Source organism: Phyllobacterium sp. YR620, assembly GCF_900104165.1.
Classification (GTDB): domain Bacteria; phylum Pseudomonadota; class Alphaproteobacteria; order Rhizobiales; family Rhizobiaceae; genus Phyllobacterium; species Phyllobacterium pellucidum.
In genome coordinates this window covers 295,690-307,817 of record NZ_FNJP01000006.1, presented here as the reverse complement: position 1 = coordinate 307,817, position 12,128 = coordinate 295,690, and the positions used below count along the sequence as shown (strand labels likewise).

The window sequence follows — 12,128 nt, the reverse complement described above, 5'->3', positions numbered from 1 at the left end:
CGTCGATATCGACGGCTCCTCGATCCGCAAGGGTGCAGTTGATGCCGTGCTCGCCTATGTCGACCAGTCGACCGTAGCTTCAGTTGCAGCTGTCGGCGGCAATGTGGCGACGATCGTGCCGCGACTTGGCGCCGACGTCGTCCGCGATCTGCAGTCTATCGCCGACCGTATCGCCAAAGCCGGCGGGACCCCGCTTGCCGTCGCGCGCGACGGCAGGCTGCTCGGCATCGTTCACCTCAAGGATATCGTCAAGGGCGGCATCCGCGAGCGTTTTGCCGAATTGCGGCGCATGGGCATCCGTACTGTGATGATCACCGGCGACAACCCGTTGACCGCTGCTGCCATCGCTGCTGAAGCCGGCGTCGATGATTTCCTCGCGCAGGCAACCCCGGAGAACAAGCTGACCCTCATCCGTGATGAACAGGCGAAGGGCAAGCTCGTTGCCATGTGCGGCGACGGTACCAACGACGCTCCGGCTCTCGCGCAGGCGGATGTCGGCGTGGCAATGAACACTGGCACAGTCGCAGCCCGCGAGGCCGGCAACATGGTCGATCTCGACAGCGATCCGACCAAGCTCATCGAGATCGTCGGCATCGGCAAGCAGTTGCTGATGACCCGCGGCGCGCTGACGACGTTTTCGATCGCCAACGACATAGCCAAGTACTTCGCCATTATTCCGGCGATGTTCCTTGCCTTCTATCCGCAACTCGGCGCGCTCAATATCATGGGCCTGCAGACGCCGCAGAGTGCGATCCTTTCGGCGATCATCTTCAATGCGCTGATCATCGTCGCGCTCATCCCGCTGTCGCTGAAGGGCGTCAAATACCGGGCGGTCGGCGCCGCCTCGCTCTTGCGGCGCAATCTTCTCATCTACGGCCTTGGCGGCGTGATCGTTCCCTTCGTTGGCATCAAGGCCATCGACGTGATCATAACCAGCCTCGGCCTCGCATAAGGATCATTCCAATGTTGAAACAACTCAAACCCGCGCTGGTCATGATCGTGGCGCTGACCGTCATCACCGGCCTCATCTACCCGCTCGGCATGACAGGTCTCGCCCAAGCGATCTTCCCGCGTCAGGCCAATGGAAGCCTGATCGAAAAGGGTGGCACTGTCGTCGGCTCCGAATTGATCGGTCAGGCCTTTACGGGCGAACAATACTTCCACGGCAGGCCGTCGGCGGCCGGCGACGGCTATAACGCTGCCGCTTCCAGCGGCTCCAACCTCGGCCCGACCAATCCGAAGCTGATCGAGCGGATCAAGGCCGATGCTGCAGCGCTCAAGGAAACCAATCCTGATGCGGCAGTACCGATGGATCTGGTGACGACCTCCGGCAGCGGGCTCGACCCTCACATCTCGCCGGAAGCCGCCTATTTCCAGGTGCCGCGTGTCGCCAAGGCACGGGGAATGGACGAGGCGAGCCTGCGCCAGCTGGTGGACCGGCAAGTCGAGGGTCGCGAACTCGGCTTTATGGGGGAACCGGTGGTGAATGTGCTGGCCCTCAACCTCGCGCTCGATGCGGTAAAGGCGCCATAATTGTGATCGTGCCGGAGACTGGCAAATGCTGGTCTCCGGTGCTGCCTCAGCGTTCTCCTCGGTCGCGAGATTGATTTCGGAGAGTTTAAGAAATGCATGACCTTACCTTGATCCTGGCGATTGTGGTGGTCGCCTTCCTGGCCTACCAGGCCGAGGTCGATGATCGGCCACCCGCCGACCAGGAACCCCCGAAACGGGCACGCACAGCCAACTGGAAATTGCGGGTCGGCGCGATTGCCATCGTTGCCCTGCTGTTCGCCGCGATGTTCCTGACCTGAATTCGGCTTCGGCGGTGACGGATGTTCAGAACCACACCTCCGCGACCGTGCGCCCGTCGCGTTCCAGATCCTCGAAACTATGGTGACGCGGGTCAAGTTGCCACCCAATGCGTGTCTGTCATCCCTACTCAAAGATTGCTTGCAATCCATTCAGCCGCGATCTCGCGAATTGGCATACGCTTGGCTCGTTTCGGGACGAGCACATTGTACCGTCCTTCGGGTGTGACAACGAGATCGCCCAGGCGAACGAGCGATCCGTCTTGCAGAAAACCATTCACGAGGACGTTCCATCCAAGCATGATTCCCTGTCCGGCCCGCGCGGCCTGCAAAGCGTCCGCGTAATGATTGAATCGCAGGCTCGGTTTTGGAACATGCGCCTTGATACCAGCGCGTGAGAACCAGTCGCCCCACGAATACCAGGTTCTTTCGGAGACATCGTTTGCAATGAGGTCGGCGTTCGAATCGTAGAAGTGCGCGGGATTTTCGAGGCGCATTGCATATTCAGGCGAGCAGACAGGAAAAATCGTATCGGGCCTCGAAGCAATCACTTCCGCATCTTCGAATGGCGGAATTCCAAAGCGGATAGCCACATCGACTTCGCCGGATTCAAGTTGAATACGGGCATCCTGCGAAACCACGCGCATCTGTACCGAGGGAAACCGCTGTCGAAATTCACTCAGCCGGGGCAGAAGCCAGAGTGTGGAGAAAGCAAGTGTGGCGCCGATCGTGACTGTCTCGGTGCGATTGCTTGATCTTATAAGGTCGACGCTTTCGCTGATCGCCGAAAAGCTGTTGGCGAGCGACGAAGCCAGCATGAGGCAATTGGATGTCGGCTCTATGGATCTGTGCTTTCGCACGAACAGCTTGGTTCCAAGGTCCGTTTCGAGCGAGCTTATTTGCCTGCTAACCGCAGACTGCGTCACGCCGAGTTCAGCCGCTGCGAGCGTGATACTTTTATGCCGGGACGCCGCCTCAAGGGCGACCAATGCATTCAAAGAAGGAACGTTCTTTCGAAAGCCAGCCAAAGGGCACCTGTTGAAACGACACGCCAATCATCAGCCAGTGTCGGATTTGCATGATATTTTCTCAAGCGAATTATGAATATTTCTGCCGTTGAAGGTTGTGTTGATCAAGAGGATTATTTTCAAAACCAGGAGAGATCGACCATGCTTCAGACGCGCACTGAAATTTCGACGCTGCTGGACAGCCGTCGCGCGGGATATTCGCTGCCCGCCGAGTTCTATGCCCGTCAGGATATTTTTGAAGCCGACATGGACGTCTTTTTCCGTCGCCATTGGATCTGTGTTGGGCTCGAGTGCGACGTGCCTGAACCGGGCGACGCTCAAGTCATCGATATCGGACAGTCCAGCGTCATTCTTTTGCGCGATGACGACAACGAGATTCAGGTCGTGCACAATGTCTGCAGGCACAGGGGCTCCCGCCTTCTCGACGCGGGATCGACCGTGATTTCAAAACTCGTCTGTCCCTATCACCAGTGGACTTATGAACTCACGGGTGAACTCATTCATGCCCCGCACATGGGTTCCGATTTTGACCGCTCATGTCACAACCTCAAGCCCGTAAATTTCAAATCAATCGGCGGCCTGATTTATGTTTGTCTATCCGACAACCCGCCCGCCGATGTGCAGCGCCTTGCCGACACAATGGAAGAAAGACTGGCGCTCTACGACATCGGCAATGCCAAGGTGGCATACCAGTCAGAGGTCATCGAACGCGGCAACTGGAAATTGACGATCGAAAACAATCGCGAGTGCTACCATTGCTCGGCCAATCATCCTGAGCTTTGCGTCTCCTTCATCGACCTCGATTTCGGATTTGACCCTGCAAGTTTGAGCGAGGAGGAGCGGGCCGAAGCTGAAGAACATCAGGCGCTTTATGAGGAGCGCACCCGTATCTGGGAGGAAGAGGGGCACAAATCGGCGGTCGTTGAAGGTGTTATCAATTGCACCACGAATTTCCGAACGCAGCGCCTGATCATTGCCGGCGCCGGAGAATCCCAGACACCTGATGCAACTGCGGCTTCAAATAAACTTCTCGGGTCCATGACACGGAAGGATCTGGGGGATACGCATCTATGGGGTCACAATTGCTGGCATCATTTCATGGGCGACCATGCGGTGATCTCGATGATAATTCCGTTGAGCCCCGATACCACGATGGTCAGAACAAAGTGGATCGTTCACAAGGATGCCGTCGAAGGCGTGGATTACGATATCGAGAAGCTGACCAGCGTGTGGGTCGCGACAACTGAACAGGATGCGGAACTGGTTGCCCGGGCGCATTCCGGTGTTCTCGATCCGGCCTACGAACCTGGCCCTTACTCCAGGTTCACCGAACAGCAGCTCGATAACTTTGCCACCTGGTATGTCGATCAGATGCGTGAGAACGGATACTGAATATGCTGTCTCCACTATCGTGCAGCCAGGACGGCCTTTACTGGGATCCAGCGCTCAACCAAAGGATGACCTGCGCTGATGTCCGCGACGAAACCCATGATGTAAAAACGTTCACCTTTGTGTGCAGCGAGAGGCGTTACTTCAATTTCAGCGCCGGACAGTATTTCAGCTTCGAAGTCGAAACCGGCGGGATCGTTGAACGTCGTTGCTACAGCATATCGTCCTCGCCGTTGCGGCCGAGATCGATTTCAATCACGGTGAAGCGCGTCGAAGGCGGCCTTGTCTCGAATTGGCTGCACGACAATCTTGCTCCGGGAATGGAAATTCAGGCGCAAGGTCCGGTGGGCAACTTTAGGGTGCCGACTGAGTCGGAAGGCAAGTATCTGTTCCTGTCAGGCGGCTCCGGCATCACGCCATTGATGTCAATTGTGCGGGCCTATGACGACGCGCATGTGTTTCCCGACATCGTTTTTCTGCACGCGGGAAGAACGCCGCAGGATTTCATCTTCCACGACGAGCTCGAATTCCGCGCCGGGACGATGCGGAATTTTCGATTGATCCTTCTGCCGGAGAGGATGGGTAGCAAGCCCGGATTTGTAGGTGCCGTTGGCAGACTGTCGAAAGAATATCTCGGTTCCGCCGTGCCGGATCTTGCGGAGCGCTTCACCATGTGCTGCGGACCCGCGCCATTCATGGCGACCGTCCGCGGAATATTGGGTGAACTTGGCGCAGATCCGACGCGGTACCTCGAGGAAAGCTTCGATCCTGTGTCCGATGACATTGCAGTCGCTGCGGAAAGCGTTGGCGAGGCTATCGTCCCGAAATTCAAGGTGACATTTGCGCGGCAGGCAAAGGCAATCGAGGTTTCTGCAAGCCAATCGATATTGTCCGCGGCAAAGAAATCCGGCATCCGCCTCCCTTCTTCCTGCGCAAGCGGAATTTGTGGAACGTGCAAGTCCAAGCTGGTCAGCGGCAAGGTCGACATGCAACATGGCGGCGGGATCCGTCAGCGCGAAATTGACGCCGGCATGTTCTTGCCATGCTGTTCAAAGCCGCTGACCGACCTTGTCGTGGACCGCTAGCTGCGGCTTGCTGCGCTTGAAGAGGGGTAGTGCAATGAAGGGCCGCAACGAAGCTCTCCAGTCGTTCGTCGATGCCGCGTTCACAGCTTTCAATGAGTTTTCGCAAGGGCCGGAGTCGCGCCAATCGATCCAGAAGTTATTCTCAGCACTTGATACACCCGGGACGCCGGCGTCGCGCGCGGGAAGCAGGTTGCCCGCATGCTCCAATCTGGACAGCGCACTTGGCGTCGATGTCGGGCACGCGTCCCTGGCCCGACTTGTCGATCGGTTCAGGCAGATCGAGCCGTCTGTCGAATGGCGTCGCCGTTCCAGCAACAAGACTGCGAGCGACAATTTTGTCGATGGCCATGCAAATGCGATGATTCTTGGTCCTGGCGGGCTCGAACAACGCACCGATATCTGGCTCGGCGCTACCTTGTTGGCGCCGAATGTGCGCTACCCGGACCATGACCATTCGCCCGAGGAGGTTTATCTCGTACTTTCGGAGGGTGAGTTCAGGCAGGGCGAGGGTGAGTGGTTTTCGCCCGGAATTGGCGGCTCGTTCTACAATGTGCCGAACATCAAGCACGCCATGCGGTCCCTCGACAAACCTCTCTTTGCATTCTGGGCCCTGTGCACGGACAAAGCAGCTTAATAGTCATCTGCGTCGGGCAGCAAACAAAGTGCGGTGAGCCTTGGCGCACCGCACTTCTGTAGATGTTAGAGGGAAGCTTCGATTTTCTTGGCGGCCTCCGGCGAGACCCATTTGGTCCACATGTCCTTGTTTTCCTTCAGGAAGTGCTTGGCGCCATCTTCGCCAGTCGCCTGATTGTCGGTCATCCAGGCCATGAGCTTGTTGACCGTCTCGTTGCTCCAGGAGCGCTTCTTGAGATAATCCAATACTGCCGGATCAACCTTTTCCGAGAAGGGCTTGGCCAGCAGGGTAACAATCTTGTCAATCGGCCATGCATTCGGCTTGGGGTCCGGGCAATCTGCGACCGTGTTGCAGCGCTTCCACTCCGCCGGGTCCGCCGGAGCGCCTGGCTCGAGCTTCACCATTGGGTATTTGCCGAGCAAAGCGGTCGGCGCCCAGTAATAACCTACCCAACCCTGCTTGCGCTCATAGGCCTTGGCGATGGCGCCATCGAGACCAGCTGCCGAGCCAGTATCAACGAGCCTGAAGCCCGCTTTCTCGGCGTCAAATGCCTTATAGAGCTGCGTTGTAACGAGTGTGCCGCCCCAACCGGACGGTCCGTTGAAGATTGCCCCCTTTGAAGCGTCCTCGGGATCGGGGAACAGTTCCGGATGCTTCAGCATGTCCGGTATCGTCTTGATATCCGGGTGGGCTTCGGCAAGGTATTTCGGAATCCACCAACCCTGATTGCCGCCATCGGGAAGCGGCGAACCGACGGCTACGATCTTGCCCTCGTCCGTTCCTTTCTTGACGATTTCAGGCAGCAGATCGACCCATGCTTCGGGGGCGATATCCGGCTGACCTTTTTCCGCCATGGACGTGATTGTCGGCACTGTATCACCGATGGTGATATCGGCCTGGCAACCGTAGCCTTCGTTAAGGATGATCTTGTCGAGATTTGAAAGCACTTCGGCACTCTGCCAATTCATGCTTGCGATTGTTATGCTGCCGCATTCGGCTGCGTTGGCAAAGGAGGCTCCACCCAGCAGGCCAAAAACCAGGCATGTTGATGCAAGTAGTTTTTTCATTGTCGTTCCCTTTGTGTGCGGACTTCAATTCTGAGCGGGTTGCCGCGAACGCCCGCCCGGCGACTGTCAGGGATTATCTCCCATCCTCACCGATAGCCTGATGCAGTCCAACTTGGCGGGGCGCGCATGTTTGGGATCGATCAATCGTTCGCGCCAATCCTGCCAATCCAATTATCTGCCCGCTTCGCCAGAGTGTCATGCGGGTTTATGGCCATGCCTTGCGAAAAAGCGGTCAAGCTCCCTCTGCTGCGGCTCCTGGCCGGTATAAATTGCGATGTACTCGGGAATGCGCTTCATGCGGGTTCCGAGATCTTCTTCGGACTGCATCGAGATGTATCCGATCTGAACCAGGTACGTCGTTCGAGCGCGCACGTCGGCGGTTATTTCCGAATGGCCGAAACGAACGAACATTTGCTTCAGGGCCTCGAGGCGCGTCTGGTCGGCCAATTGCACCTCCGCCAGGATTTCCGGCGATTGCAATGCCCAACTGCGGACGGCGAACTCGAATTTCGCATCGAACAGGTCGAAATTGATCCAGCAGTCGAAGACGTTCAACATCGCTTCAACCAGCGACTCGGCATAGGCCTCGGACTGCTTGACCATATTGCCGGTATTTTTCTCGCGCCACTTTGCGACAAGCGCGGCAAGCAATTCCTCGCGGTCCTTGAAGAACCAGTAGAAACTGGTGCGCGAAAGGCCGAGCTTCTTGGCCAGTGGCAATATCTTCACGGAGTCGATGCCGGACTCGAGAAGTGAGGCATAGGCTGCGTCGAGCCATCCTTCCTGGGATCCTCGCCAACCGCTGTCGTTTACTGACTGCTCCATGAATTGAATCCTAGCAAAATGACAATTGTCATACAACCAAAATGTACAGCTATGTCGTAAAAATGGACGATGATGTTTCGAATATTGACACATATGTACATTGGGCATAGCGTCTGCGTTGATACATCCAGTTTGGAGACGGCTCATGTCGGACGATCCTCTTCTTCAGCCTTATCAGCTCAAGCATCTGACGCTGCGCAACCGCATCATCGTGACCTCGCACGAGCCGGCCTATCCGGAAGACGGCATGCCCAAGGAGCGGTATCTCGCCTATACGGTTGAGAGAGCAAAAGGGGGTATCGCACTTACCATGACGGCAGGCTCAGCAGCGGTGTCGCGGGACAGTCCTCCGGTGTTCAACAATCTCCTCGCCTACAAGGATGAAATCGTTCCCTGGATCAGGCGCATGAGCGACGCCGTGCATGAAGAGGGCGCAGCGATCATGATCCAGCTGACCCATCTCGGGCGCCGGACGCGCTGGGACAAGGGCGATTGGCTGCCCGTGGTCGCGCCATCGCATCACCGTGAAGCGGCTCACCGCGCCTTTCCGAAGAAATTGGAGGATTGGGACATTGAGCGCATCATAAAGGACTTTGCCGACGCCGCTGAACGCATGAAGGCCGGCGGAATGGATGGGGTGGAACTGGAGGCTTATGGCCATCTCATCGACCAGTTCACTTCGCCGCTCACAAATGAGCTGGATGGTCCCTATGGGGGTTCGCTGGACAATCGGCTCCGCTTTTGTTTCGACGTGTTCAAGGCAATGCGCGAACGGGTTGGTGACGAGTTTATCCTTGGCGTGCGCTACACTGCAGATGAGAGTCTTCCTGGCGGAACAGGAAAGGCCGAGGGCCTCGAAATCTCCAAGCGGCTTAAGGAAAGTGGCCTTGTCGACTATCTGAACGTCATTCGCGGTCATATCGATACGGACGCCGGCCTGACGGACGTAATCCCTATTCAGGGCATGGCAAACGCGCCGCATCTCGATTTCGCAGGCGAGATTCGCGCTGCCACGAATTTTCCGGTGTTTCACGCGGCGAAGATTCCGGACGTCGCGACCGCCCGTTACGCGATCGCGGCGGGCAAGGTCGACATGGTCGGCATGACGCGAGCTCATATGACCGATCCACATATCGTGCGAAAGATCATCGAGAAGCGCGAGGACGACATTCGCCCTTGTGTGGGCGCCAACTATTGTCTCGACCGCATCTACCAAGGCGGAATGGCGTTCTGCATCCACAACGCCGCGACGGGGCGTGAGGAGACCATGCCGCATATCGTCAAGCGAGCGGACGTCCGCAAAAAGGTCGTTATTGTCGGAGCGGGTCCTGCTGGTCTTGAAGCTGCGCGCGTGGCCGGCGAGCGTGGCCATGAGGTTGTCGTGCTCGAGGCTGCCGACGATCCGGGCGGCCAGGTCCGGCTGACCGCGCAAAGCGAGCGCCGCCGCGAAATGATCAGCATCATCGATTGGCGAATGAGCCAGTGTGAAAAGCTTGGAGTGATTTTCCGCTTCAACACTTGGGCGGAGGCCGAGACGATAGCGGCCGAAAAACCGGATGTGGTGATCATCGCAACCGGTGGCGTGCCACATACGGAGGTTCTTTCCAGCGGCAATGAACTGGTCGTTTCCGCCTGGGATATCATCGCTGGCGATGCAAAGCCCGGCTCGAACGTGTTAATCTTTGACGATGCCGGCGACCATACCGGTCTCCAGGCCGCTGAGTTCCTGGCCAAGGCAGGTGCGAGAGTAGAAGTCATGACCCCGGACCGCTCCTTTGCGCCGGAAGTCATGGCGATGAACCTCGTGCCTTATATGCGATGGCTTCAGAAGCTCGACGTGACGTTCACCGTGACGTATCGGCTGGAACGGGCCGAGAAGGGCGGCAACCAGATCATCGCTCATATCGGTAGCGACTACGGCGGTGTCGCCAAGCAACGCACCGTTGATCAGATCGTCATAAATCACGGGACAATTCCGCTTGACGAGCTTTATTTTGAGTTGAAGCCTGCCTCGAGCAATCTGGGGGAGGTCTCGCACGACCAGCTTCTCGCTGGCGAACCGCAGAGCGTCATGCGCAATCCGCAGGGCAATTTCCAATTGTTTCGCATCGGTGATGCTGTAGCAGCGCGAAATACCCACGCCGCGATCTACGACGCTTTGCGTATCGCAAAGGATATCTGAGCTTGTGTTCGGCCAGACGCGCGCCTTGATCCAGGGGCGACGGTCTCTATCAGCATGCCATTCGGCGAGGTGATAGCGTGCCGGCTACAGGATATTGGCCTTCACTCGGAATGAACTTCACATTTGCGCCCGGTCGGCCCAGAATGTCGGTACTTTGAAATAAGAAGGTACCGAAAGCCGACACGAAAAGCGCAAGAGGAGGACCCTATGGGTGAGGATCACGTCTACAAGAAGATCGAACTCGTTGGCAGTTCAACCGATTCTGTCGATTCAGCGATCAAGAACGCCATCGCGCGTACATCCAAGAGCGCGAGGCAACTCGACTGGTTTGAAGTCGACCAGATCCGTGGCCACATTCAGGATGGCGAGGTGGCCCGCTTTCAGGTCGTCCTCAAAGCAGGCTTCCGATTGGACTGAAGTGCGGCATTGAGCGAGCGCGGAATGTCACCATCATTTCGCGCAGCCAGGGCGCATTTTCAGCGTCGCTGAGCCGGGCGCTCAGTTGTCGAAGTGCGGCAATTGGCATTGGCTTAAAGGGGTTGATGTTCTTTAAAGAAGGAGACACCCATGGCTCAAGACCAGTCCCCGAGCGGCCCCGACCTGACGCAGGGTGTTCCCGTCATTGCCCTCGATGGAGGAAAGCTTCTCGGGCATGTCGGGGAAAAGGACATTCTCGTGGTGCGAACCGGGGATGAAATATTCGCCATTGATGCACAATGCAGCCACTATCATGGTCCGCTCGTCGATGGGCTGGTAGACGGAAGTACCGTTCGCTGCCCGTGGCACCATGCCTGTTTTGACCTGCGCAGCGGGGAAGCCGTCCGGGCGCCTGCTTTAAGCCCATTGTCGTGCTGGAAAGTTGAGCAACGAGACGGCAAGCTCTTTGTTCACAGCAAACTGGAAAAGCAAGAAAAGCCCGCAGGACAGGACGTGCCTGCGAGAGTTGTCATCATTGGTGGTGGCGCGGCGGGTTTTGCGGCCGCAGAGATGCTTCGGCGGCACAATTATCAGGGCAGCATCGTCATGCTGAGCGCTGACACTTCCGTACCGGTCGATAGACCGAATCTGTCGAAGGATTATCTCGCTGGCAGCGCGCCGGAAGACTGGTTGCCGTTGCGATCGGACAAGTACTACAGCAAGGCGGGTATCGACCTTCGTTTGCAAACGGAAGTTACTGCGATCGACGTTGCCGCAGGGCAGGTAATCACCGCCGATGGCGACAAGGTGCCGTATGATCGGCTGCTCCTGGCCACGGGGGCCGAACCGGTACGCTTGACCACACCCGGCTCCGATCAGCCCAACGTCCATATGCTGCGCACGCTCGACGACAGCCGCGCAATCATTGCAGCCACCGGGAGCGCCCGACGCGCCCTCGTTATAGGCGCCAGTTTTATCGGACTCGAGGTTGCTGCGGCGCTCCGGGCACGCGATATTGAGGTCCATGTTGTCGCCCCTTCCAAACGGCCGATGGAACGGGTACTCGGCGCGGAGATGGGCGACTTCATCCGGGCCCTTCATGAGGAGCACGGGGTTATATTCCACCTTGAAGATGCGGTCATTGCAATCGAGGGTTCAAAAGTCCGGCTGAAGAGCGGCGAACTGCATGAGATAGACCTTATCGTCGCCGGCATCGGGGTGCGACCCCGCCTTGCTCTAGCCGAACAGGCCGGCCTCGCCATCGACAACGGCGTTGTGGTCGATACTTATCTCGAGACAACTGTCCCGGGGATTTATGCGGCAGGCGACATCGCGCGCTGGCCCGATCCGCATACCGGTCAAGCCATCCGTGTTGAACATTGGGTGGTAGCGGAACGTCAGGGACAGGTTGCTGCACTCAACATGCTGGGACGGCAGCAAAAGTTCGAAGCTGTGCCTTTCTTCTGGAGCCAGCATTATGACATCCCGATCAACTATGTAGGGCACGCCGAAAGCTGGGACGAGGTTTTCATCAGTGGCGACATAAGGGCGAAGGACTGCGCAGTTCAATACAAACGCAACGGACGGGTGCTCGCCACGGTCACGATTTACCGGGACCTGGAGAGTCTGGACGCCGAAGTCCGGATGGAGCGTCAAAACGCTTGATGCGGGCCGGTATTTGCCGGTCGCATCT

The 12,128-nt window shown here is 57.5% G+C and carries 12 protein-coding genes; 9 read left to right on the top strand and 3 right to left on the bottom strand.

The window, feature by feature from the left end; all coding sequences use genetic code 11:
• The 3 genes from BLR72_RS19805 to BLR72_RS19795 all read left to right on the top strand — a co-directional run.
• The coding region (locus tag BLR72_RS19805; RefSeq protein ID WP_139202559.1) for an HAD-IC family P-type ATPase at positions 1-952 on the top strand (952 nt) is incomplete at its 5' end.
• Positions 953-963: 11 nt separating this feature from the next.
• Positions 964-1,533, top strand: a complete 570-nt coding sequence (gene kdpC, locus BLR72_RS19800; protein ID WP_091951280.1) for a potassium-transporting ATPase subunit KdpC — start codon at positions 964-966, stop codon at positions 1,531-1,533.
• Between the two features lie 92 nt (positions 1,534-1,625).
• A complete protein-coding gene (locus BLR72_RS19795) occupies positions 1,626-1,811 on the top strand; it encodes a hypothetical protein (RefSeq protein WP_091951278.1) in 186 nt (61 codons plus the stop codon).
• A 128-nt stretch (positions 1,812-1,939) separates the two neighbouring features.
• On the opposite strand, the gene BLR72_RS19790 is transcribed toward BLR72_RS19795, so the two are convergent.
• Positions 1,940-2,836, bottom strand: a complete 897-nt coding sequence (locus BLR72_RS19790) for a LysR substrate-binding domain-containing protein (RefSeq protein ID WP_091951276.1) — start codon at positions 2,834-2,836, stop codon at positions 1,940-1,942.
• Between the two features lie 141 nt (positions 2,837-2,977).
• Between BLR72_RS19790 and BLR72_RS19785 the strand changes: the two genes are divergently transcribed.
• The 3 genes from BLR72_RS19785 to BLR72_RS19775 are packed head-to-tail and all read left to right on the top strand — an operon-like array spanning position 2,978 to position 5,944.
• Positions 2,978-4,228, top strand: coding sequence for an aromatic ring-hydroxylating dioxygenase subunit alpha (locus BLR72_RS19785; RefSeq protein WP_091951274.1), 1,251 nt, complete (start codon positions 2,978-2,980; stop codon positions 4,226-4,228).
• Between the two features lie 2 nt (positions 4,229-4,230).
• Entirely contained in the window at positions 4,231-5,310 is a 1,080-nt protein-coding gene (locus tag BLR72_RS19780) for an FAD-binding oxidoreductase (protein WP_091951273.1), read from the top strand.
• A 34-nt stretch (positions 5,311-5,344) separates the two neighbouring features.
• Entirely contained in the window at positions 5,345-5,944 is a 600-nt protein-coding gene (locus BLR72_RS19775; RefSeq protein WP_091951271.1) for a dimethylsulfoniopropionate lyase, read from the top strand.
• 65 nt (positions 5,945-6,009) lie between these two features.
• Here BLR72_RS19775 and BLR72_RS19770 read toward each other — a convergent pair whose 3' ends face one another.
• Together BLR72_RS19770 and BLR72_RS19765 are read right to left on the bottom strand one after the other, a co-directional pair.
• A complete protein-coding gene (locus BLR72_RS19770; protein WP_027232056.1) occupies positions 6,010-7,011 on the bottom strand; it encodes an ABC transporter substrate-binding protein in 1,002 nt (333 codons plus the stop codon).
• 195 nt (positions 7,012-7,206) lie between these two features.
• Positions 7,207-7,836 carry a TetR/AcrR family transcriptional regulator gene (locus BLR72_RS19765; RefSeq protein WP_091951270.1) on the bottom strand — a complete coding sequence of 210 codons (630 nt, stop codon included), beginning with the start codon at positions 7,834-7,836 and terminating at the stop codon, positions 7,207-7,209.
• 145 nt (positions 7,837-7,981) lie between these two features.
• Between BLR72_RS19765 and BLR72_RS19760 the strand changes: the two genes are divergently transcribed.
• From BLR72_RS19760 to BLR72_RS19750, 3 genes are all read left to right on the top strand, one after another.
• Entirely contained in the window at positions 7,982-10,018 is a 2,037-nt protein-coding gene (locus BLR72_RS19760; protein WP_091951268.1) for an NADH:flavin oxidoreductase, read from the top strand.
• Positions 10,019-10,225: 207 nt separating this feature from the next.
• Positions 10,226-10,435: a dodecin gene (locus BLR72_RS19755; RefSeq protein WP_091951266.1), complete on the top strand. Its 210-nt coding sequence runs from the start codon at positions 10,226-10,228 to the stop codon at positions 10,433-10,435.
• Between the two features lie 150 nt (positions 10,436-10,585).
• Complete coding sequence (locus BLR72_RS19750; protein WP_091951264.1) at positions 10,586-12,100, top strand: FAD-dependent oxidoreductase; 1,515 nt, start codon at positions 10,586-10,588, stop codon at positions 12,098-12,100.
• Positions 12,101-12,128 lie beyond the last annotated feature (28 nt).

Coding starts and splice junctions, on each gene's coding strand:
- kdpC (WP_091951280.1), top strand. CDS start 964: ATGTTGAAACAACTCAAACCCGCGCTGGTCATGATCGTGGCGCTGACC.
- BLR72_RS19795 (WP_091951278.1), top strand. CDS start 1,626: ATGCATGACCTTACCTTGATCCTGGCGATTGTGGTGGTCGCCTTCCTG.
- BLR72_RS19785 (WP_091951274.1), top strand. CDS start 2,978: ATGCTTCAGACGCGCACTGAAATTTCGACGCTGCTGGACAGCCGTCGC.
- BLR72_RS19780 (WP_091951273.1), top strand. CDS start 4,231: ATGCTGTCTCCACTATCGTGCAGCCAGGACGGCCTTTACTGGGATCCA.
- BLR72_RS19775 (WP_091951271.1), top strand. CDS start 5,345: ATGAAGGGCCGCAACGAAGCTCTCCAGTCGTTCGTCGATGCCGCGTTC.
- BLR72_RS19770 (WP_027232056.1), bottom strand. CDS start 7,011: ATGAAAAAACTACTTGCATCAACATGCCTGGTTTTTGGCCTGCTGGGT.
- BLR72_RS19765 (WP_091951270.1), bottom strand. CDS start 7,836: ATGGAGCAGTCAGTAAACGACAGCGGTTGGCGAGGATCCCAGGAAGGA.
- BLR72_RS19760 (WP_091951268.1), top strand. CDS start 7,982: ATGTCGGACGATCCTCTTCTTCAGCCTTATCAGCTCAAGCATCTGACG.
- BLR72_RS19755 (WP_091951266.1), top strand. CDS start 10,226: ATGGGTGAGGATCACGTCTACAAGAAGATCGAACTCGTTGGCAGTTCA.
- BLR72_RS19750 (WP_091951264.1), top strand. CDS start 10,586: ATGGCTCAAGACCAGTCCCCGAGCGGCCCCGACCTGACGCAGGGTGTT.